At 39.1% G+C, this 23,667-nt stretch carries 16 protein-coding genes and 5 pseudogenes; 16 read left to right on the top strand and 5 right to left on the bottom strand.

Annotated features, from left to right (window positions below):
* Positions 1–510: 510 nt before the first annotated feature.
* The 7 genes and pseudogenes from ACWF5P_RS18805 to ACWF5P_RS18775 form a co-directional block, all read left to right on the top strand.
* Positions 511–1,083 (top strand): annotated as a pseudogene (locus ACWF5P_RS18805) (FecCD family ABC transporter permease); the annotation flags it as partial.
* A gap of 259 nt (positions 1,084–1,342) precedes the next feature.
* Positions 1,343–3,145, top strand: a complete 1,803-nt coding sequence (locus tag ACWF5P_RS18800; protein ID WP_452445162.1) for a cache domain-containing sensor histidine kinase — start codon at positions 1,343–1,345, stop codon at positions 3,143–3,145.
* A 5-nt stretch (positions 3,146–3,150) separates the two neighbouring features.
* Positions 3,151–4,317, top strand: coding sequence for a response regulator transcription factor (locus ACWF5P_RS18795; protein WP_452445161.1), 1,167 nt, complete (start codon positions 3,151–3,153; stop codon positions 4,315–4,317).
* Complete coding sequence (locus tag ACWF5P_RS18790) at positions 4,317–5,591, top strand: ABC transporter substrate-binding protein (protein WP_452445160.1); 1,275 nt, start codon at positions 4,317–4,319, stop codon at positions 5,589–5,591. The genes ACWF5P_RS18795 and ACWF5P_RS18790 overlap by 1 nt, the downstream gene beginning before the upstream one ends.
* Before the next feature lie 145 nt (positions 5,592–5,736).
* Entirely contained in the window at positions 5,737–7,200 is a 1,464-nt protein-coding gene (locus tag ACWF5P_RS18785) for a glycoside hydrolase family 68 protein (RefSeq protein ID WP_434167115.1), read from the top strand.
* A gap of 105 nt (positions 7,201–7,305) precedes the next feature.
* Positions 7,306–8,844 carry a GH32 C-terminal domain-containing protein gene (locus ACWF5P_RS18780; protein ID WP_434169681.1) on the top strand — a complete coding sequence of 513 codons (1,539 nt, stop codon included), beginning with the start codon at positions 7,306–7,308 and terminating at the stop codon, positions 8,842–8,844.
* A gap of 338 nt (positions 8,845–9,182) precedes the next feature.
* A pseudogene (locus ACWF5P_RS18775) lies at positions 9,183–9,452 on the top strand (flotillin family protein); the annotation flags it as partial.
* Positions 9,453–9,689: 237 nt separating this feature from the next.
* Here the strand turns inward: ACWF5P_RS18775 and ACWF5P_RS18770 are convergent.
* Positions 9,690–10,241, bottom strand: a complete 552-nt coding sequence (locus tag ACWF5P_RS18770) for a cysteine hydrolase family protein (protein ID WP_452445159.1) — start codon at positions 10,239–10,241, stop codon at positions 9,690–9,692.
* Between the two features lie 119 nt (positions 10,242–10,360).
* On the opposite strand from ACWF5P_RS18770, the gene ACWF5P_RS18765 reads away from it, so the two are divergent.
* On the top strand, positions 10,361–10,804 hold the full coding sequence (locus tag ACWF5P_RS18765; protein WP_101225146.1) for an Lrp/AsnC family transcriptional regulator: 444 nt from the start codon (positions 10,361–10,363) through the stop codon (positions 10,802–10,804).
* Positions 10,805–11,192: 388 nt separating this feature from the next.
* Here the strand turns inward: ACWF5P_RS18765 and ACWF5P_RS18760 are convergent.
* Positions 11,193–11,331: pseudogene (locus ACWF5P_RS18760) on the bottom strand (H-type small acid-soluble spore protein).
* Positions 11,332–11,658: 327 nt separating this feature from the next.
* Here ACWF5P_RS18760 and ACWF5P_RS18755 point away from each other — a divergent pair.
* Positions 11,659–11,856 (top strand): annotated as a pseudogene (locus ACWF5P_RS18755) (IS110 family transposase); the annotation flags it as partial.
* Positions 11,857–11,870: 14 nt separating this feature from the next.
* Here the strand turns inward: ACWF5P_RS18755 and ACWF5P_RS18750 are convergent.
* Positions 11,871–12,959, bottom strand: coding sequence for a GntR family transcriptional regulator (locus tag ACWF5P_RS18750; protein WP_434167112.1), 1,089 nt, complete (start codon positions 12,957–12,959; stop codon positions 11,871–11,873).
* A 339-nt stretch (positions 12,960–13,298) separates the two neighbouring features.
* Between ACWF5P_RS18750 and ACWF5P_RS18745 the strand changes: the two genes are divergently transcribed.
* From ACWF5P_RS18745 to ACWF5P_RS18720, 6 genes and pseudogenes are all read left to right on the top strand, one after another.
* On the top strand, positions 13,299–14,909 hold the full coding sequence (locus tag ACWF5P_RS18745; RefSeq protein WP_452445158.1) for a xylulokinase: 1,611 nt from the start codon (positions 13,299–13,301) through the stop codon (positions 14,907–14,909).
* Positions 14,910–14,931: 22 nt separating this feature from the next.
* Complete coding sequence (locus ACWF5P_RS18740) at positions 14,932–15,627, top strand: L-ribulose-5-phosphate 4-epimerase (protein WP_101225142.1); 696 nt, start codon at positions 14,932–14,934, stop codon at positions 15,625–15,627.
* Between the two features lie 52 nt (positions 15,628–15,679).
* The gene (araA, locus tag ACWF5P_RS18735; RefSeq protein ID WP_434167109.1) at positions 15,680–17,104 is read left to right on the top strand and encodes an L-arabinose isomerase; all 1,425 of its coding nucleotides are present in this window, start codon (positions 15,680–15,682) and stop codon (positions 17,102–17,104) included.
* Between the two features lie 316 nt (positions 17,105–17,420).
* Positions 17,421–18,815 (top strand): sugar porter family MFS transporter, encoded by a 1,395-nt coding sequence (locus ACWF5P_RS18730; protein WP_260357833.1) that lies wholly within the window; start codon positions 17,421–17,423, stop codon positions 18,813–18,815.
* 285 nt (positions 18,816–19,100) lie between these two features.
* A complete protein-coding gene (locus tag ACWF5P_RS18725) occupies positions 19,101–20,144 on the top strand; it encodes an aldose epimerase family protein (protein ID WP_427574434.1) in 1,044 nt (347 codons plus the stop codon).
* A 530-nt stretch (positions 20,145–20,674) separates the two neighbouring features.
* Positions 20,675–21,082, top strand: a pseudogene (locus tag ACWF5P_RS18720) (FMN-binding negative transcriptional regulator); the annotation flags it as partial.
* A gap of 193 nt (positions 21,083–21,275) precedes the next feature.
* Here the strand turns inward: ACWF5P_RS18720 and ACWF5P_RS18715 are convergent.
* Together ACWF5P_RS18715 and pdxR are read right to left on the bottom strand one after the other, a co-directional pair.
* Positions 21,276–21,446, bottom strand: coding sequence for an SMR family transporter (locus ACWF5P_RS18715; RefSeq protein ID WP_452445157.1), 171 nt, complete (start codon positions 21,444–21,446; stop codon positions 21,276–21,278).
* Between the two features lie 44 nt (positions 21,447–21,490).
* Positions 21,491–22,876 (bottom strand): MocR-like pyridoxine biosynthesis transcription factor PdxR, encoded by a 1,386-nt coding sequence (pdxR, locus tag ACWF5P_RS18710; RefSeq protein ID WP_452445156.1) that lies wholly within the window; start codon positions 22,874–22,876, stop codon positions 21,491–21,493.
* Between the two features lie 118 nt (positions 22,877–22,994).
* On the opposite strand from pdxR, the gene ACWF5P_RS18705 reads away from it, so the two are divergent.
* Entirely contained in the window at positions 22,995–23,627 is a 633-nt protein-coding gene (locus ACWF5P_RS18705) for an FMN-binding negative transcriptional regulator (RefSeq protein WP_232783009.1), read from the top strand.
* Positions 23,628–23,667: the final 40 nt, after the last annotated feature.

The raw sequence follows: 23,667 nt of genomic DNA, 5'->3' as shown, positions 1-23,667 counted from the left end.
TTGGCTTATAAAAGGCATGAACAGTTTATCTAACAAATATGTACGTAATACTCGGTTTTCAAAAAATTCATCATCCTTTGTTTTTGGTGGGAATAATGACAGCAATTAAAGTAAATTATTTGTCAAACTCATGAGAATATTTTATTTCCTATACTAAAGGGGCAAAAAGAACTTTTAATTCCTATTATGATAGGGCTTCTTATGAAGCACCTATAGTTAGTGGGAAAGTGAGAATTCATCCTTGTCAAAAGCCAGTTATAGTCCTCGAAAAAATCATTGCAAATCATACCAATGAGGTGAAACAGTATTGGATTGTTTTATGGGTTCAGGATGAACAGGGCAGGCTACTATAAATCTAAATCGGAACTTTATTGGTTTCGAATTAGACAATGATTACTTTAACGAAGCTTCGAATGCTTTACATAAAGATACGACAAGTTAAATGATGTTGTTGCTGTTTGAAACCTTCTGAAGCCATTGAATTACCACCCCTTGTGACAATTACGAAGACGGACTGCGGGAATGCAGCCAGTCAAACTTGTATTGACCGGGGTGGGATTTTCTATGGCCCTTTCAGGTCTGATGATTGTCCTTATTTCATCTGCTGATCGCCAAAAGGTGGATTTTATTGCAAAATGGCTGTCAGGGAACATATGGGGTGCGGACTGGCCTTTCATTTGAGCCATCCTTCCATGGGCTGCCATTCTCATCCCCTTTATACTGTACAAAGCGAATCGGCTGAATCTTCTTGGGATGAGTGAACCTGTGCGGATAGGCTTAGGTGTATCAGTTGAAAAAGGAAGGGCGATCCTGCTGCTGACAGCGGTTGCGCTTGCAGCAGCAGCTGTCTCTGTCACAGGAGGCATCGCCTTCGTCGGGCTCATGGCTCCGCACATTGCAAGAGCTCTGGTCAGACCTCGAAATCAGCTCTTCCTGCCGGTAGCGATTCTGATCCGCGCCTGGCTGCTGCTTCTGGCAGATACCATCGAAAGAAACATCCTTGAACCCGAAGGCATACCTGCGGGAATTATGATCGCTTTAATAGGGGCTCCTTATTTTATGTATTTGTTGATGAAGAAGTAGGAGAAAAAGCACAATCTTTGTAAAAGCTGAAGATGTCTTCAGCTTTTTTGTTTGCCTTATCATCTTCAAATCTCTGGCGCAGGGCAGATTGGAACATAATATAAGCCCGAACTGCGAAATATAAGGATACATGCCCTTACACGAATCCTACTTAAGCATGATTGACTTGGTTTTTTCATTTGATATAGTTTTAGGATGCTAAAGTGAGAAGATAAGATCAGACAAAAAAAAGAGCCTTCTGCGAAAGGGGGTGCCTCCTGTGAAAAGCATACAAAGCCGTTTATTGATCATGCTGCTGATTTTCATCGTTCTGCCCTATTTCCTGTCCGTTTTTTTCATCTACACTTATACAAAAAACAGTGTGGAGCAGTATGAACTTGAAAACAGTCGGGAGCAGCTTCAGAAGAATGCGGATGAACTGGAGCAGTATTTTGACGACATGATTGATTTTCCATATATTCTGTACCGCAACCCTGATCTGTTTCGGATTTTTAATAACGGCTTCGAAGACTCCATTTATTTCAGCCCCATGACCATGGAAAAGAGTATCGAAACCTTTTATCTAATGAGAAACGAATTCCGGCAAATCCGTTTCTATATTGCTAAAAACAATGAGTCATTTACTGTCTATAATGCAATGATCAGCACACACAGGTATCAGCCGAATTTTCTGAACCAGGACCCGATCAAACAGCTGTATACATCTGACTCACAATATTTGATTGAGCCGCCCCACCCTCTTGAGAATTACAATAATGCAGCCATTGTTCCAAAATCGGACAAAACGATGGTGATGACTTTTCACCACAAAATTATAGACGTTCTTTCTAAAAAGTTTCTTGGGATGATTACAATCGACATTGATTTGGGCGAGTATGCCCGCATTTGCAATAACCTTGTCCAGGGAGACGCATCTTCTGTTTTGCTTATTGATTCAAAAGATCGCGTCATGTATGCAAATGATCATGCCCTGATTGGAAAACCTCTTCCTACCGATCAAAAGCAACTTCTTGACGGGAATAGGAGCCGGCATGATGACGATATTCTCTTATCAAAGGAGTTATCAGGGTCACTGAACGGCTGGAAATTGATTAAGATCATGTCGAGTCAGGCTTTATATGAAGATGTCAGGAAAACCGCCTATACCAATATCCTTGTCGGCATCGGCGTAGGAATACTGGGTTTGCTGATGATAGGCATTATCTCAAATAGGATTACGCGTCCCATTACGAGGCTGAGCAGCAAAGTCCGCTCCATTGAAGGCGGAAATATGAATGTCCCTTTTGATGATACCAAAAGCGATGAAATTGGCCATTTGGAGTCACACATGAAGGACATGATGAACCGGATCAATTCCCACATTGACCGTGAATATAAGCTTGAAATTGAAAACAGGAAGAACCAGTTCAGGGCGTTAAAATCACAGGTCAATCCTCATTTTCTGTTTAACGCTTTACAATCCATTGGCGCTGTTGCCCTCAGGTCGAATGCACCAAAGGTCTATCAATTGCTGACTTCGCTGTCCAAAATGATGCGCTACTCAATGCAGGCAGATCAATGGGTACGGGTTCGGGATGAAGCTGAGTATACAAAAGCGTACCTCTCCCTTCAAACAGAGCGTTTTGGTGAAAATGTAAGTTACTCGATCAATATCGATGAGTCCATTTTGGACATGACTATTCCTAGTATGATTCTGCAGCCCCTAGCAGAGAATTTCTTTAAACACACGTATGAGGAAGGTTACAGCAACGCTCATTTGTCCATTGACGGGGAAAAACAAGGAAACGATCTGTGCTTTACTGTAGAGAATGATGGTCCGGGTCTGACGGAAGAAGAGCTTCAGACTCTGCGGGAACATATCTATACACCCCCTTACGAAGGGACTTATTCGCATGAACATATAGGCCTGAAGAATATTCGTGACAGGCTGCTTCTAGGGTATGGACCAAGTGCAGAAATGAAAGTAGATTCGAATGACGGACAGGGTTTTTCCGTCAGCATGAGGATCCCGATAAAGACCGTCCTAGGGAATGATAAAGACTTACTTCAGGAAAGGAGATGAACACGGTGAAAGCACTGATTGTCGATGATGAATTCAATGTGCGGGACGTCATACGCCATTTAGGCCAGTGGGAAACATACGGCATCACCAAGCTATTGGAAGCCAAAAATGGCCATGAGGCAAAATCACTGATTGAGAAAGAACGCCCGGAGATTATCTTTACAGACGTGAAAATGCCCGGTATGGGCGGAATCGAACTGATTGAGTGGCTGGATTCCATTTCCTATCCGGGGAAAGTTATTTTCATTACTGGATATAACGATTATTCCTATATGCGCAAAGCCATTCAGCACAGCAGCTTTGATTACCTGCTGAAGCCGATTGAGTATGAGGCGTTCAATCATACACTGGAAAAATCGGTACAGGCCTGGAAGGATGACTTTGAACATGCTGAAGTGCTGGAAGATGTGAAAAAACTGCGGAGAAACCAGTTAGCCACTGCGATATGTCTGGGGCACCGTTCAGATTCAATCAGCCTTGCCGAGTTTCTTCCTGAATCGGAGGGCTATAAGCTGACCCTGCTCTCCTTTTACCAGATGCACAATCCGGATCACTATATCCAAAAGCTTTCAGATGAGCTTACGGACCGCAAATTAGGAAATGCGTTTTCCCTGCAGACGGACCTTAACCTCTGCCTTGTTATCACCATTAGCGATCAATGGCTCTACGTTGAGGAATGGATCAGCCAGGAGTTCGATATCCCTGTAAGGCTTGTAACTGAAGAGCAGGTCAAAACTTTATCGGATATCAGGACCTCGTTTCAGGCTCTGCAGAAAAAGCTCGAGGAACAAAACTTCCGATCCATCCACCGTCTGGATGAAATAGATGCCGCCCGCCGCATGGAAGACATGGTTTCCTATGTTGACATGTATTATATGGAGGATTTGAGTCTGGAAAAGCTGTCGAATGTCTTCTTTTTAAGTCGCGAGCATATCTCAAGAAAGTATAAGCAAGAAACCGGAATGACCCTGTCCAAATACATCACGGAGCTTAGAATCAGCCAGGCAAAATTGTGGCTGAAAGAAAAAGACAAAAGCATTTACTCCATCTCGACCATGCTTGGCTATCAAGATGAAATCTACTTTTCAAAGCTATTTAAAAAGGTCGTCGGCATGACGCCTTTTGAGTTCAGGAACAAGAACGATCAACATGAATCTAAAGGGGTGACATGATGAAAAACAGGTTTTTATCCCTTTTGTTAATCGGAGCCGTCAGCCTGCCTCTTTCTGCATGTCAGGACGAAGCCCCACCAGAAAAAACGGAAAAGACAGAGCGGAAAATCACGCTGGATTTAAGGAATCCGAAAGTGGAAATCTCCACTCAATTTGAAGAAATGACGCGTGTTTATGAACGGGAAAATCCCCACGTCAATATCAGGGTGCATACAGTTGGAGGCGCAATGGATGACCTCGCCGACCTAAAAGCCGAAATGGCGACCGGCACTGGTCCAGATATCTTTACCAACAGCGGCTATGAAAATGCCAAGCTGTGGCGGAACTATCTGGAGGACCTCTCAGTGGAGCCCTGGATTAATCAAGCATACAAAGAAGCCCTGACGCCGGTCACATTGGACGGGAAAATTTACGGAATGCCGGTTAACCTTGAAGGGTATGGCTTTATCTATAATAAGGATCTATTTAAACAAGCAGGCATTACTGAACAGCCCGCCACTCTTTCTGAACTGACAGCAGCTACCGAAAAGCTGCAGAATGCAGGCATTACTCCCTTTGCAACAGGCTACTATGAAGACTGGAAATTGGGCGACCATCTGATGAATGTTGCTTTTGCCCAGCAAAAGGATACTGATGCTTTTATAAGAAATTTAAATAACGGAACGGAAAAAATCAGTACCAATCAAGCATTTAAGGATCTCCTTGCCCTGCTGGATCTCACCATAAAGTACGGAAACGATAATCCACTGTCAACGGACTATACAATGGAAGTGAATCTGTTTACCTCCGAAAAAGCAGCCATCATTCAGCAAGGCAACTGGATTCAGCCGATGATCGATCAAGCTTCGCCTGACATGAACATCGGTTTTATGCCGATTCCGATTAATGACCGACCTTTAAAGGAAGCCCTTGTCGTCAGCGTTCCAAATTATTGGGCCGTAAATAAACAGTCCATTCCTGAAAAGAAAAAAGAAGCCAAGAAGTTTTTAAATTGGATGGTGTTGTCAGAACAAGGAAAACGCTTCATGACGGAAGAATTCAAATTCATTCCTGCGTTTAAGAACATTAAAACTGATGATATAGGGCCGCTCGCAGAAGAAACTCTTCGAAATTACAAAGATGGGAACACCGTCCCATCTAACTGGTTTCACTTCCCTGTTGGAATTAGAGAAGAATTCGGAGCCGCGACTCAGCTCTATGTCGGGAAACAGCTGAACCGCAATCAGCTGCTCAATGAATATCAGAAGTCCTGGGAGAGGTTTTCGAAGGAATAGCCTCTTGCCGGGGCTTTTTTTGCCTTCCACAATTGCGATATCAATATACGACTAAATTCCAATCAATATGTGGCATACCTCTCTTTTCAGGAATCGCCTATAATTCTACTGTACTAGCAAACACATAAAACGAGGAGGAAGACTTATGAACTTTAGCAGGCTTGCCAAACAGGCAACAGCAGGAATACTCAGTACTGGCATTCTATTAGGCGGTACTGTTACCCAATCATTTGCAGCTTCAAAGGATCCGGCAGATTACAAAGAAACGTACGATACTTCACAAATCACTCGATCAGCTATGAAAGAGATGATTAATCAGCACGGTGATACTAGATATGCCGTTCCTAAGTTTGACGAATCCACAATTAAAAACATCCCTTCTGCCAAAAAAGTAACGGAATCAGGCGAAACCATTGATTTAGATGTGTGGGATACATGGCCATTGCAAAACGCTGATGGAACTGTTGCAGAGTACAAAGGATATCATATCGTTTTTGGATTAGCAGGCGATCCTAAAAACGCGAGTGATACGTTCATCTACATATTCTACAAAAAAGTGGGCGACGACTCCCTTGATGCTTGGAAGAATGCTGGAAGAGTATTTGATGACAATGATAAAAACGTTCCAAATGATCCTTACCTAAAAGAGCAAGCCGAAGAGTGGTCAGGTTCTGCAACTTTCACTGAGGACGGGGAAGTTCGCTTATTCTATACAAACCGTGAACCGTATATACCTGAATCAGGAAATTATGGGAAACAAACCTTAACAACCGCTCAAGTAAATCTTTCAGAGCCAGATTCTGAAACATTAAACGTGGATGGTGTTGAGGATTACAAATCCATCTATGAAGGCAAAGACAGCAAGTACTATCAAACTGTAGATAAATTTGTAGAGGACGGAAATTCCGCTGATAATCATACCTTCAGAGACCCTCACTATGTAGAAGACAACGGCCGCAAATACCTTGTATTTGAAGCAAATACCGGTACAGAATATGGCTACCAAGGCGAAGAATCGCTATTCAATAGAGCTTATTATGGCAACAGCAATAAATTCTTCCAGGGTGAAAAAAACAAACTTATGCAAAGCCCTAAAAAAGAGTTAGCTGAACTTGCAAACGGTGCAATTGGAATTATTGAAGTAAACGACGATTATACATTGAAAAAAGAAATGAAGCCATTGATTGTTTCAAATACGGTCACAGATGAAATCGAACGTCCAAACATCTTTAAAAAGGACGGCAAGTGGTATTTATTCACAAGTTCAAGAGGGTCAAAAATGACCATTGATGGAATCGATAATCAAGATATTTACATGTTAGGCTACACGTCAAATTCCTTAACTGGCCCATATAAACCATTAAATAAAACGGGCATCGTCCTGCATCAGGATCTAAATCCATATGACATCACTTGGAACTATGCACACTATGCAATCCCGCAGGCAGGCAGTGATAATGCCGTAGTGACTAGCTACATGACAAACAGAGGTTATTTTGAAGACAATAAATCTACCTTTGCCCCAAGCTTCCAGCTTAACATTAAAGGGAATAAAACATCGGTAGTAAAAGACAGTATTCTTGAACAAGGCCAGATTACGGTTAAGTAGTTACCAGTGAAAAGAAAAAGAAAATGTCAGGAAAACTTGGCATTTTCTTTTTTCTATTTTAAAAGAGAAAAGTGGTGAGTTTAAGTGAACAAAAAGAAATATAAGATGGTTGGATTATTCGTTCTTGGATTATGGATGGTTATTAGCACAGGAATTTTGATTCATTCATTTTATAAAACAAAAGAAGCTAATCCGCCAAATAAGGCAGAAAAGCACTCATATCGGGCTGCCTATCATTTTACTTCTCCTGATCATTGGAAAAACGATCCACAGAAGCCCGTTTACTATGAAGGAAATTATCATTATTTTTACCTCTATAATGGAGATTACCCGGATGGCAATGGTACAGAATGGCGACATGCCACCTCTAAAGATTTGATTCACTGGAAGGATGAAGGAATTGCCATTCCCAAATATACGAATCAAAATGGGGATCCATGGACAGGGTCAGTCGTTGTAGACAAGGAAAATACAGCTGGGTTCGGGAAAGACGCTTTTGTGGCGATCGCAACACAACCCTCTAAGGATGGCCAGAAACAAGAGCAATTTCTGTGGTACAGTACGGACAAAGGAAAGACGTTTACCTCTTACAGTGACGAGCCTATTATGAAAAATCCAGGAACGAAGGATTTTAGAGATCCAAAAATCATATGGGATAACACGAATCAAAAATGGGTCATGACCATGGCCGAAGGATCGAAAATAGGTTTTTATGAGTCTGATAACCTGAAAGATTGGCGCTATACGAGCAGTTTTTCCACTAAGAACATTGGAGTTTTAGAGTGCCCTGACCTTTACCAGATCCGCGCTGATGACGGGACAGTAAAGTGGGTGCTGGGCGTCAGTGCAAACGGAAAAGCAGCAGGGAAACCCAACACCTATGCATACTGGACAGGAACGTTTAATGGAACAGAATTTCTTTCAGATAACAATGAACCGCAATGGCTAGACTACGGTTTCGATTGGTATGGCGGAGTAACGTTTGAAGATGGCAAGGCAAGTGACAAATTAGACAAACGCTATGCCCTCGCTTGGATGAATAACTGGGCCTACGCCGACAATACGCCGACATTAAAAGAAGGGTTTAACGGAATGGATTCGATTGTCCGTCAAATTGAACTAAAGCGTGAAGGCGAGAACAAGTATTATCTTTCTTCACAGCCTTCAGAAGCATTAAAAGAATTGACAAGCTCAACGAATTCTTTTGATAAAATCGAAGTGGATGGCTCGGAAGCACTTGATGTTAAAGGAGATGCCTATCAAATAGAGGCAGATCTCTCATGGTCGGATATTAAGAATGCAGGATTTAGGCTCAGGGAGTCAGATGATCAAAAACGCCACGTTGACGTAGGCATTTCTGCAGAAGGAAATTACTCTTATGTCAATCGATTATTCACAGATCAACCTGACGAAACGAATCAGTTCGTTGAAAGTACTGCACCATTTGATGTCAGTAAGAAGAAGGTTCATTTAAAGATTCTCGTCGATAAAACGAGTATTGAAGTTTTTGTGGATGATGGAAAGGCTGCTTATTCAAACTTAATATTCCCTCATGCTGAAGATAAAGGAATTACTCTCTTCTCCGAGGGCGGCAAAGCGATCTTTAAGAATGTGAAGGTTACACATTTTGATTCGATTAATTGAACCTCATCTTGGCAGATACCTTTCATATGATTACACATACATTCTTTTATAAGAAATGACTCCTTTATTCAGAATCTACATTTTCCGAATAGGTAAAGTACCTACCATTAGTTTACATGATACTGATTATTGATCCACAAAAAAGCTCTTTATTTGTTTTTCGAATAAAATTCTAGTGTTTTTATGAGTCCAGTTCATCTTGAATCATCCTATAAACCTGGTGCCTCACATGCTGGTATTAATATAGGTGTAATCAATTCATACACAGCTATTCATCAAATGGTGTAAGCATTTCCTCTGTGGATAGTTATTGGAAGTAAGATATTTAGGAACAAAAAGCAAAACAAGTGGGAAGCCCGCTTAGTAATATCGACAAGATCACTGTAGTGGATACAGGTGGACGCGGTAAGAATGGCGGGGCTAATAAAGTGACTGGGTATGCTACGGATTTAATGGCATCATTGCAGGAGTCATTAAAGGCATCCTCGGGAATTGATGTCAAAGACCTGCTTGAGAATTTCTCAGGAAAGCGAAATTTACCGTTTACCACAATCAACCAGGAGAATGTCGAAGCGAATATGAATATGGCAGCAGGCAAGGAAGAATAACAGTGAATAATAAAGTGAAGAAAGGTAAGAGCACATATTTGCTCTTACCTTTTTTTGAATAGTTTGGCTTATAAAAGGCATGATCAGTTTATCTAACAAATATGTACGTAATACTCGGTTTTCATGTAATTCATCATGATATAGCTTGGATAACAAGTACAACATCAGTAAAAAAAGGGAGCTTGTTTTTAAAACAAACTCCCACTTAAAAAAGATTATTGGTTCTTCAAGGTTGTGTTAGTTTTTTTGCAGGAAATCCTCGGTCGAAATTACATTGGCATACATACCGTTAAGTGCACTGACAAACGAATAATGAACCTGTTCAGCTGGAACGACCTTATCTTGATAAGATAAGTCTCTTGTCGCACATGCATCTTCAATAAGTGTAGTTTCAAAGCCTAGTTCCACTGCAGCTCTGACTGTGGCATCAATACACATATGCGTCATCATACCTACAATCACTAGCTTTGTTACTCCTTTTTCTTTTAATTTGCTTTCTAATTCAGTCTGTAAAAAACTGTTAGGGAAATGTTTTATGATAATGCTTTCGTGTTCTAATGGTAGAACAGCTTCATTTAGTTTAACTCCCTCCGTATTCGGAAGAAAGAGGCCTAACCCTGGATCACTTGCGAGATGCTGGACATGAACAATATTATCTTTGTTATTCTGTCTAAACCATTCAAGAACTTTAGCAGCATTAGCCGCTGCTTTTTCTGGATTGCTTAATTCCATCTTTCCATTTGGGAAATAGTCATTTTGAATATCGACAATGATTAAAGCTGTGTTCATTTTTTCCACCTCTTTAAAAAATTTTAGTACAATATAATGATAAATGATATATTGATATCTATCGATACTTTGATGAAACACTTTTATATCAATGCATTTCATGGTGAAAGGAGTTTATTATGGAACTTGATAACATTGATTTTCAGATCCTTCGGTTATTATCCGAAAATTCACGTATTCAATGGAAAGACTTAGGTGAACAAATTCATATGACGGGACAAGCAGTAGGAAATCGTATTAAAAAACTTGAGGAAAATGGTGTAATTAAAGCCTACTCTCTAATAGTCGATGAAATGAAATTAGGACTTTCTTATACAGCATTTGTCATTATTTATATGAAAACAGCAAACCATGATTCATTTATACGTTTTATTAATGATAGAAATGAGATAGTTGAAGCTCACCGAGTATCGGGAGAAGGCTGTTACCATTTAAAAATAAAAGTTAACTCTCAAGAACTATTGAATCTTTTTCTTAATAAAATTCTCGATTATGGGAACTATTCTATATATCTATCAATACAAGAGATTAAGCAACATAATCCGTTGACTGCCACAATATAATATATTTTTTTATTCTTAGGAGGATAATGTATCCCAATCGTCTTGAATCGTTCCAAGTAGGGCGCTGGAACAGTAGCTATGGGAATTGTCTTTTTACGTATCGTAGATCCAGAAGGGAAAAGTAAAACGCTAGTTGATTATGCGCTTGCTTATGTTGGTGTTGGAATGGTTGCGTAGTAGCAGGATCTGATATCATATTATTCACAAAATGTCGAGGAATGCGGGTAAAACCAGAAATCCGCCAGCAAAGAGGTGGCAAAGAGATCTAGTTTAGACTTAAACAAGGGGATAGATTGTTAAAGAAGATGGTCAATGAACTTAATCTAACAACATGAAACCACCAAACCAAGGTGGAAGTTTATTAATGTATTGAGGAAATATTGACAAATTACTGTTCTTTTAAGCTGGTTACTGAAACACTCTGTTTTTTATTTGGATTAATCAACGGAATGGATTGTAGCTGTTCCATTTTGTTCATCTACGTGCTCAATGTAGATACTTTTCTCATTGTAGGTTACATTAGCCATAATTGGCGAAGAAGCAATTTCTTCTGTTCGTTTAGCCACCTCATTTGGTTTGGAACAGTTATAATATTTGTTCCAATTTCCTTAGATGATACTTGTTTTATTAAAATACTTCCAAGAACCCATACATTCTTACTGAACTAATAGGGGTGCATACTTCAAAAAGGGAGGTTGCTGAGGCAGCCTTTTTCTTATGGAACAGGTTAGCATTCCTGAAGTTCGTCATTTTTCAGCTTTGAAAAAAATAGGGCTCCTCAGTAAGATATGAGTAAGACATCACTCTAACCCAAAACCTTAGGAGGAACCCTAATATAAAGTTTAAAATGCAAGATAAACAAACTAATCGAGAGAATTTCCGATAAACACCATATTGTTAGAGTGGATATTCCCCAACAATTACATGTGGCTAGGGCAGTGAATTCCCGTGGAATTGTAATCGTAGACCCTTTAGCATTTGAAAATAATGAAGATGGATTTGGTTTAATAAAATGGATGGAGGCAGCCAGTGTGGGAGTGGAGCCTATAGGCATCACACACTAAGGTTATTGTATTTCTAACTCTTTGACAGTTTCGCCTTCAATTAACACTGGTTGATAATAGGTTTCGTTTGGTAAATCCTTCTTTCCTTGTAATTTCTTAATGACCCAATCAGCTGCATCATGTCCCATTTGTTCTTGTGGGTGTGTCAATGTCGTTAGTTTGATATTAGCATTTTTCGCAATATAAGAATTGTCCTGGCCAATAATTGATAATTCTTCGGGAATAGAAATATCAAGTTGTCTGGATACATTTGCTACTTCCAACCCTACCTCGTCGTTATAGCAAACAATGCCAGTCAACACGTCTCTATTTTCATTTAGGAACCCTTTCAAGTTCGTGTATAGGTCTAGTTTCGTTTCTGTAGTATACGAAAGCAATTGCTCTGGTTGAAAGCGTAATTTGGCTTCTCCAAGTGCTTTTAAATATCCCTTCATTCGATACTTTCCTTGTAAATCATCCATTTTTGAAATGATTCCAATTTGGGTGTGTCCTTTCGAAATCAATTCTTTTGTTGCGAGATAGCTTGACTGCACATCATCTAGGCAAAAGAAAGGAACCTCTAATTCTTCATAATAAGCGTTGATCATGATGAATGGAACCTCTTGTTCCTTAAACAATAGGTAGTAAGCGATGTTGGGATTGTATAAATTGCTTTTTGTAGGTTCAATAATCAAACCATCCACGCCAAATGACAACATCATTTCCAAGGCTTTTTTTTCTTGTTCGACATCATTATTTGTACTGGCTAATAGTAACGAATAATTATCTTCATTCAATCTTCTTTCAATTCCGCGGATAATAGAAGGGAAAATGTAATCAGAAATGTAGGTCGTGATAACACCGATCGTTTTATTTTTGGAATTGCCACCAGATGATTGATATTGGTTACTAACATATGTGCCAGATCCTTTTTCACTTCTCAAGAATCCCTCGTTTGATAATTCTAAGATGGACTTTCGTACTGTGTGTCGGCTAACGTTGTACATTTCTTGCATGACGGATTCAGTAGGAATTTGTTCGCCTACACTATATTCACCTGTAAGGATTTTATTTTTTAAATCATCAATGATTACCTGATACTTTGGTTTCATTAAACCTCACTTCTTTCATAGTTGTTTGCATTCTAATTTATGCGCTTAAAATATTTGTGCGGACATATTTTAACATAATTTTGAATGAATTAAAACAACTCATCTTATTTTTTGTATAAAGTTATAAATTCCCCCTATTTACCTTTAGATTTCATGTCCGTATAACTTCCTTTAATACAAATTTATGACTTTAAGGTGAGGGTGGAGGATTCCTTTCGGAAGTTGTCAGTATAAATAATATTTACCATTGACAAATGTACGTACAAATAAATATAATATGGTTGTTAATAAATTTAAGCGCCTCCTTTTATTGAAAGCGCTGACAGAAGGGGGATTAACGTGCAAACGAATATATTAAAAATTAAACAAGCGATTACCGGGGGAGAAACTTCACTTGGAATCGAATTTGGATCCACTCGTATTAAAGCGGTGTTGATTGATAATCATCATGAAACTATCGCATCTGGAAGTTATGAGTGGGAAAATTTCTTGGAAGATGGAATTTGGACGTACAACTTAGTGGATATTATCACTGGTCTGCAAACAGCTTATAGTGAAATGAAGCAAGAAGTTGAACGGAATTATGGAATTACCATTCGGAAAATAGGTTCTATTGGATTTTCTGCAATGATGCACGGGTATATGGCTTTTGACAGTACAGGGGAGCTACTGGTTCCGTTTCGAACTTGGCGTAACTCAACAACTGGTGTTGCAGCAAAAGAACTAACTGATCAATTTCAATTTAATATTCCTGAACGATGGAGTATTGCTCACCTTTATCAAGCGATATTAAATGAAGAGAAACATTTGCCTCGCATTGATTGTATTACGACTTTGGCTGGATACATTCACTGGTTATTGACTGGAAATAAAGCAATTGGCATTGGAGATGCTTCAGGCATGTTCCCAATTGATGAATCAACGCAAGATTACAATGAATCAATGGTCAAGCAGTTTGACGATTTAATTGCGACGAAAGGTTATCCTTGGAAGCTAAAAGAGATTCTTCCTAAAGTCTACATTTCGGGCGAGCAGGCGGGTGAATTAACCGAAATTGGAGCGAAAATCCTGGATAGATCAAGAAATTTACAACCAGGCACTCCAATTTGTCCACCGGAAGGCGATGCGGGGACTGGAATGGTTGCTACGAATAGTGTGAGGAAACGTACCGGAAACATCTCAGTAGGAACTTCCGTTTTTGCGATGATTGTACTAGAGAAAGAACTTTCAAAAGTTTATCCAGAAATTGATCTGGTAACTACACCAAACGGAAGTCTCGTTGGAATGGTTCACGCGAATAACTGTTCAAGTGATCTGAATGCTTGGCTGGGATTGTTCAGTGAATTTTCTGAGGCAATGGGACAAAAGGTTGATAAAAATAAATTATTTGAAGTAATGTTGAATAAGGCTTTGGAAGCGGATCCAGATGGTGGCGGTTTGCTTAGCTACGGTTATTTCTCTGGTGAAAATATCACAGGATTAGAAAAAGGGCGACCATTATTTGTCCGCTCACCTGAGAGTCAATTCAATTTAGCAAACTTTATGCGGACTCACCTTTTTACTGCTTTCGGTGCTTTGAAAATCGGAATGGGTATTTTGACAAAAGAAGAAAATGTTGCAATTGATCGTATTTTGGCTCACGGTGGTTTATTTAAAACCCCTCTTGTTGGACAAAAAATTGTTGCGGCTGCAATGAATACTCCAGTATCAGTTATGTCAACGGCAGGAGAAGGCGGCGCGTGGGGAATGGCGATTCTTGCATCTTACATGATGAATAAAGATCAAAAAGAAAGTTTAGAAGACTTCCTCGACAAAAAAGTATTCGAAGAGGTTGATGGACAAGAAATTTATCCTGATCAAGTAGATGTTAAAGGATTTGAAGCATTTATTGAAAGATACAGGAAGGGTTTAGTGATTGAGCAGGCCGCTGTAGACAATTTGATGTTATGAGTGGAAAACTGGAGGGATTGACGTGTTAGAACAACTGAAAGAAGAGGTATTTCAAGCAAATTTGGACTTGCCTAAATATGGACTCGTGAAATATACATGGGGAAATGCAAGTGCAATTGATCGTGAAAGCGGTTTATTTGTTATCAAACCTAGTGGTGTTGATTACGAAACGATGAAAGCCAGTGATATGGTCGTTGTTGATTTAGATGGCGATGTTGTTGAAGGAGAGTTGAGGCCTTCATCAGATACAGCTACTCACGCAGTACTTTATAAGTATTACCAAGAAATCGGGGGCATTGTACACACTCATTCAACTTGGGCGACAATCTGGGCTCAAGCAGGCCTTGATGTTCCAGCGATGGGGACCACTCATGCAGACACATTTTACGGATCCGTCCCATGTGCCCGCTACCTAACACAAGAGGAGATTGATCGTGGGTACGAAGTGGAGACTGGGAAGTTAATCATCGAAACATTTGAAGAGCGTGGGTTAGACATTTTAGCCGTTCCTGGTGTCTTACTTCATGGTCATGGTCCGTTTACTTGGGGCAAAGATGCAAAATCCGCCGTAATGAATAGTGTGGTGTTGGATGAAGTTTCGAAAATGAATTTATTTACACGGGATTTAAATCATTTTGCAAAAGAATTACCACAAAATATTTTGGATAAACACTATTTACGAAAACATGGAAAATATGCTTATTACGGTCAAAAGTAAGTTCAACTCTATTAAATTATCAAACCATTAGAATTAAGAAAAGAGGATTATTATGTTAACAACAGAAAAAAAGGAATTTTGGTTCGTCGTAGGATCACAACATCTATATGGGGAAGAAGCGTTAGCAAAGGTCAAGGCGCATGCACAAACGATAACCGATGCATTAAATGAAAGCGGTATTTTACCTTATCCACTTGTATTGCAAGATTTAGCTGTTAGTGCAGATAGAATCACAAGCATCATGAAAGAAGTCAACTATCGTGACGAAGTTGCCGGTGTCATCACTTGGATGCATACTTTCTCACCTGCAAAAATGTGGATTCGTGGAACGAAACTATTACAAAAACCATTGCTTCATTTAGCTACACAATTCAATGAAAGCATTCCTTGGGCAACGATTGATATGGACTTTATGAACCTGAACCAATCCGCTCATGGTGACCGTGAATATGGTTTTATCAATGCCCGTTTGAAAAAACAAAATAAAGTTGTTGTAGGTTATTGGGAGCGCCCTGAAGTGCAAAAGCAAATTGCACAATGGATGGACGTAGCGGTTGCTTATAACGAAAGCTTCAACATTAAGGTCGCTCGCTTTGGAGACAACATGCGTAACGTTGGAGTAACCGAAGGGGATAAGGTTGAAGCGCAAATCCAATTTGGGTGGACAGTTGACTATTTTGGAATCGGAGACCTTGTTCAATATGTAAATGCGGTTACTGATGAAGAAATTGATGCTTTATTTTCAGAATACGAAGGCCTTTATGAATTTGATTATGGTACAAACAGTAGGGAAGATTGGGAGAAAAGCGTAAAGGTACAGGTAAGCTATGAAATTGCGATTAAACGTTTCCTTGATGATGGTGGTTACACGGCCTTCACAACGAACTTCGAAGATTTATATGGGATGAAACAACTTCCTGGTCTTGCCGTCCAACGTTTGATGGCACAAGGATATGGCTTTGCGGGTGAAGGAGATTGGAAGACGGCAGCACTCGATCGCTTACTGAAAGTGATGAGCCATAACCAATCAACTGGCTTTATGGAAGATTACACATATGAATTAGCTGCTGGACAAGAATCAATCCTTCAATCACATATGCTTGAAGTCGACCCATCTTTAGCAAGTAACAAACCAAAAATTGTCGTATCTCCATTAGGTATAGGTGATCGTGAAGATCCAGCACGTTTAGTATTCGACGGCAAAGCAGGAGACGGTGTCGTTGTTTCCATGGCTGACTTTGGTACAAACTATAAACTTTTGATTAATGAAGTTTCTGCATTTGAGCCAACTGTTCCAGCACCAAACCTTCCAGTGGCCCGTGTACTTTGGGAAGTGAAGCCAAACTTCCAAGATGGAGTGAAAGCTTGGCTTGAGAATGGTGGCGGTCACCATACAGTTGTTTCATTGAACTTAACAACAGACCAAATCATAACCTATGCAAAACTTGTTGGCTTGGAATACGTAGTTATTAAGTAATGTTTCTTCCCTCCAAGGAGGCTCTGCTTCCTTGGAGGGAAGAAATAGGTACTCCAGAGGTTGTAGTCTGGAAATAGTAACCATTAGTATGATCACTTTTTTTGTAAGCGTGTTCGTGGTTTTCCGGAAAAAGATGAAAGCGTTTTAATAGCATAATAACGACACAGAATTCATCCTAATCAATAATTTTCAAGATGATTCTACTAGCATATATTTGTAGCTTGAAAACACTATTATTATTTTCTTTAAAGCAATCAATATTTTTAGTAGTGGGATTTTAAAAATATAATCTTAAAACCTTGAGGAGGGAATTTTAATGGTTAATGAAAAGAAAATCTCAAGTGGATTCATTTATTTTTTTGGGGCTTTTGGAGGCATTCTCTTCGGTTATGATATCGGCGTTATGACGGGTGCATTACCTTTTCTGCAACATGATTGGAACCTTCAAAACAACCCTGGTGCCATTGGCTGGATTACCTCTTCGCTGATGTTTGGAGCTATTTTTGGAGGTGCCCTGGCCGGACAACTTTCCGATCGTTTAGGACGGCGCAAAATGATTTTAATATCTTCTATCATTTTTGCTGTTGGCTCCATTTTGGCAGGAATATCCCCTCATAAAGGGCTCATTTTTATGATTGTTGCCCGGATTTTATTAGGGTTGGCTGTAGGTGCTGCTTCTGCGTTGGTCCCAGCCTATATGTCGGAAATGGCGCCGGCACGTTTACGTGGACGTCTGTCAGGAATTAATCAAACAATGATTGTCTCTGGTATGTTGCTTTCGTACATTGTCGCTTATTTATTGAAAGACTTACCAGGAACTATGGCATGGCGGTTGATGCTTAGTTTGGCTGCCGTACCTGCTTTGATCTTATTTATTGGAGTGTCAAGGTTACCCGAATCACCACGTTTTTTAATTAAGAACAATAAAATTGATGAAGCTCGTAAGGTGTTGGGCTTTATTCGCTCTAACAAAGAACAAATTGACTCTGAAATAATACAAATTCAAGAAACTGTTAAAGAGGAAGCAAAGGTAAATCAAAAAGCATCTTGGGGTACACTTTTAAGTAATAAATACCGTTATTTAGTAATTGCTGGTGTGGGTGTTGCTGCGTTTCAACAATTCCAGGGCGCAAACGCAATCTTTTATTATATACCTATGATTGTGGAAAAAGCAACAGGGCATGAAGCCAGCTCAGTATTGATGTGGCCAATTATTCAAGGGGTTATTCTCGTACTAGGTTCATTAATATTCCTTATGATTGCTGATAAATTTAATCGCCGTACTTTATTAACAATAGGCGGAACTATTATGGGACTATCCTTTATTTTGCCGGCAATATTGAATATATTAATTCCTAATGCAAATCCGATGATGATGGTTGTTTTTTTAAGTATCTATGTAGCACTTTATTCATTCACGTGGGCTCCTTTAACCTGGGTCATAGTTGGAGAAATTTTCCCGCTGGTAATTCGCGGGCGTGCATCAGGAATAGCTTCATCATTTAACTGGATTGGTTCTTTCTTGGTTGGATTGCTATTTCCAATCATGACCGCTTCGATGTCTCAAGAAGCTGTTTTTGCAATCTTTGGTGCTATTTGTTTACTCGGTGTTTTATTTATCCGGACATGCGTTCCTGAAACTCGAGGTCATACTTTGGAGGAAATTGAAAAAATTGGAGAAAGCAAACAAGCTAAGGGAAAAAGTGCTTAAATTAGACCTATGAGATTTGGAGCAGAATTCAAAGAAGCTATACGCAAATAGAAGAGTTAAGCATGCATTTTAAATCAGGGGGTCATAAGGGAAAATACTTCTGTAATTATGATCTACACACACATCATGAACATGTTGATTTACTCATATGATTCCCTTATCTTAAGGCCGAAGTTGCTACTTCGGCTTTTCACCATTAAAATGTTTGCTGAACTTTTTGTGCAATTCATGGTGTTTTAGCTTTTATTTAAATGAAGGAATTTAATAGGGAAGGAGCCGAAAAAAATGAAAACATCACAAAGCTCGTTTGGAAATGAAGTCTTGCTGTTTACAATAGAAAATGAACATGGAGTAAGAATGGAAGTTACAAACTTTGGTGCAAGAATCGTCAATCTGTTCGTCCTAACGGAAACGGGACGTAATAATATCGTATTGGGATTTGACTCGATTGAGGATTACAAAAAAGAAACATATTATGGAGCAACAATAGGAAGAGTCGCTGGAAGAATAAAAAATGGTCAATTTTCGATTGGTGAATCACGTTACCAAACATCTGTAAATCAATTAGGGAATACATTACACGGTGGCAGCCCTGGATTCGATGAAAAAATCTGGGATTATGAAGTGAAGGAGACGGATGAAAGTGCATCAATCATCTTTTCAACCCACTCACCTGATGGCGAGAATGGTTTTCCGGGGAATTTGAAAGTAAGTGTGACTTACACATTAGACAACTTAAATATTTGGTCAGTCAGCTATCAAGCAACTAGTGATAAAGACACAATTTTTAACCCGACCAATCACGTCTATTTTAACTTAACAGGGCATCCCAGCAATCCAATCGATGATCATTTCTTACAAATCTTTTCTGAAGAATTTGCACCAGTAAATGACGATACCACGGTAACTGGGGAAAAGCGAAGCACAATTGGCACGCCTTATGATTTTCGAACCCCAAAGAAATTAAAATCAACCTTTGAAGCAATTGACGCAGAAGTTAAAAAGGTTCAAGGAATCGATCATCCATTCTTCCTAACGTGCTCAGGACTTCATCAAACTGCAGCAAAATTAATTAGTCCTGACCAGAAAATATCAGTCGAGGTATACACAGAAGAGCCTGCGGTTGTCATTTACACTGCAAACTTTGTGGAAGGTGTGCCACTCATGCACGGAGAAAAATTAATTCAACACGGCGGTATAACGTTTGAAACCCAAGCTGCACCAGGAGCAATTGAATTTGAGGATTTTGGAGATATTCTTCTTTTAGCAGGCGAAAATTATACTTCCCAAACAAAATACAAAATTGAGGTCAGGACCCGACTCAGCTGAAGTTTCCAGTTAGTGTGTTAAAGTGTCGGATAGGTGGATTTGGTTTCGGTATTTTCTCATCGATTCGGCTGCTAGTTTGGGTAGGCATCCGGTGCCTGTCAGAGCGTTCGAGCATAGGTCGTTACATATATCGGGTGGGATTCCCGCCGAATAAGAGTTAACAACTCACTGGACTGAGTTTTGGAGGAGAGAGGATAACTTATATCTAAGCGTAAACACTTGGATAGTGGGTTGCAAACTATGGTTAAAGGAAAGCCACCATTTAAACAGCGCATATTAAATACGTAGCACCTCCTGGTACGATACTTGTATCAATAAAAGGAGGTGCTTATCCTATGCCGCAACAAAAATTAACGATTGTCCCCGTTACATTATATGAAGGAATTTAATAACCGTTGAATCTCCTGTTGCTATTAACTTCCTACCACGATTCGCTGTTACGTTGTGCATTTTTGTACCCTATTCTTTCCATGGTGAATGCAAAATACAATCACAGAAATTTTTATTTTTATATTCAGGTCTAAAATATTCAATATCTTGCGGTTTTCCAAGGTCCTCACTGTTATATTTCTCCGTCTTGGTATGAAACAACGATGGCAGTTCCTACTTGGAATTATGTGTCTATAAATTTATATGGAAATATGGAGATTGTCGAAGATCAAAAAGTCATATTCGATTCTCTAAATGATATGGTAAACAAATATGAAAGTCCAGATAGCCCATACAATTTAAACGATGTAGATTCCAGATTTATCGAAGGAATGAGTAAAGGGATTGTAGCATTTAAAATAAAAATCACAAAAATTGAAGCGAAAGCTAAATTAAGTCAAAATCACCCTTTGGAGCGTCAAGAATTAATTATTAAGCATCTAGAAAACACTTCTCAACAAGATAATATACAAGTAGCATCTCTTATGAAGAAAAATCTACAAAATTAAAAGATATCCGACTTTGTCTTATTAAATTACTGTGGTAGATTTGTTAAAAAATTAAGCCTAATTTCAGATGGAAATTAGGCTTAAAATTATCCTTCAATTTATCTATTAAGAAACAAGTTTTAGACCTAAAGTAGCACTTAATTTCTTCCTAATAAAAACTAACTATTCCAATATTCGGATTATCCGTATAAAATCATTCCAAATGATGCTCTACCTGACGCACCAATTCTCGTCCATATTCATAAGCTGTCCCCATAGGAAGTGTGTCCATTGCATATGATAAAAATGTGAAGCTGGCTTCAAATCCAATAACTAATAATGCTAGAAAGGTTCCTATGAAGATTATTTTTGCAACACCAAACATTCAAATAGAATTGCTACATTTCGTTTATTCAAAGAATTATCGAGTTATTCTTTTATCCATGCCTTCTTTAAGAGTTTCACACCCACATCAATTTCATCGTCAGAAAGATTACTGAAACCTAGTTTAACCATTGGTCCGTCGGTGTTATTTTTAATGAAGTAGAGGGACGTAGGATACACCGTAACGCCATGAAAGGAAGCTTGTTGAATTAACCAATCTTCTGAATGCTTCAGATGTACCTTGACTAATACATACAAACCGGATTGTTCACCAATAATTGATATATTTTGAGCGAGTTGCTCTTTTAATGCGGATACTAAGTGCTGCATTTTTCTTTTATAAACAAGGCGCATTCGTTTAATATGTCGACTCCATTCTCCCTCTTCCATAAGTTTGGCCATTGTAAGCTGGCTAAGCAGGGAGGTGGTAGCTTCAAAATGAAGAAACTGATTTTTAAAACGATTTAATAATGGCTGTGGCAAGACCATATAACTTAAACGAATTCCTGGAAGAAAGGACTTCGAGAAATTCCCTAAATAAATGACTCTTGCTGAATCAATGGAGGCAAGAGCAGGAAATGGTTTTTGTGTATAGCGAAATTCACTATCATAATCGTCTTCGATAATATATCCACGAATCTTGTTAACCCAATGAATAAGCATTTGCCGTTGTTGAATAGACATGCTTACTCCAATTGGACTTTGATGGGAAGGGGTTACATAGATTAATCGTGATTTCATTTGTTCTAATTGGGAAAGTTCAGCACCTGTTTCATAAACCGGCAAAGTTTCAAGCATAAATCGATGGAATTGAAAAGCTTCCCTAGCACCGTCGTAACCAGGGTCTTCAACTATAATACTCTGGAATTCATCCTTCAGTATATGCCCAAGGTATACAAGCATTTGTTGGGTACTGCTTCCGATAATAATTGCATTTGCATTTGTTTTCACTCCGCGTGATTGGAATAAATATGTGGAGATTTGTTCGCGTAGGCATTCTTCCCCAAATGGTTCCCCGTATCGAAAGCTATCCTGTAATGTTAATACTTGGTTAGCAATTCTCCTCCAAATTTTCAGTGGGAAATGTGTTTGATCAACGGCATCTGCCCTGAAATTAACTACCGGAGGTTTCTTGGACTCAGCCTGCTTTTTATTATAAGAGATTAATGGCTGCTGAAATATTAGGGGTTCTAACTCATTTGCAAAGTAACCTTTTCTGCCCTCTCCACGAATATACCCTTCAGCAACAAGTTGTTCATATGCCAGTAAAGTTGTATTACGGCTTACATGTAAGGAATCTGCAAGTTGACGAATGGAGGGTAATTGCTCATTCGCCAAAATGTCTCCTTGTTCAATATATGATTTAAATTTTTCGTAGATTTGTTTGTATTTTGGGGAGTTATCATTAAAAGTAAAAATGGTATTATTCATTTGCATTCCCTCTGACATGTATATTTGTTTATTATTGTACCTTTTTTCATGTCAATGTGTATAATACTATTTTTTTATCGGATATTCATTTTTAAAAACTCTAATGCAAGTTGAAAGGATGATTAATGTGTACATTCCTAAGCAATATCGTATGAAAAATGAAGAGGCTGTTCAAATTATGAAGTCTAACCCGTTTGCCTTATTGATTACTGTTGATGAACATCGTCCCATGGCTACGCATATTCCTTTGGAAATTCGGGAAGATGGAGGGAAAATCTATGCGACTGGCCACATTGCATACGGAAACATGCAGAAAAAAACTTTAGACAATAATAGTGATGTGTTACTGATTTTTCAAGGGCAGCACGCTTACATTTCATCAAGTTGGTATAAGTGCGAAGAGGTTCCTACATGGGACTATCTAGCTGTACATGCGTATGGATCAGCTCGTGTAATCACTGAGGACGAGCTGATTTCCTCCTTGGATACTATGCTTAATCACTATGAGTCGCATCGAGAAAATGGTCGGACCTGGGAAACGTTTGATCCAGAGTTGCTTAAGAGTGAAATGAAAGGAATAGTTGGCTTTGAAATTGAAATCACATCTATTCAAGCTGCAGCCAAAATGAGTCAAAATCGTAATGACACTGATTACAAAGCGATTATTACAGAGCTTGAAAAATCAAATGAACAAGGGGAAATTCAGGTTGCGCAATGGATGCGTGAGCAACGGAAAGGGTTAATTGAATGATTGGCATATTACTAGGGTTTGCTGGTGGCACCCCTAAAAG

This window comes from Peribacillus sp. NPDC055009, from assembly GCF_053608705.1.
This window is presented reverse-complemented; position numbering and strand designations above follow the sequence as displayed.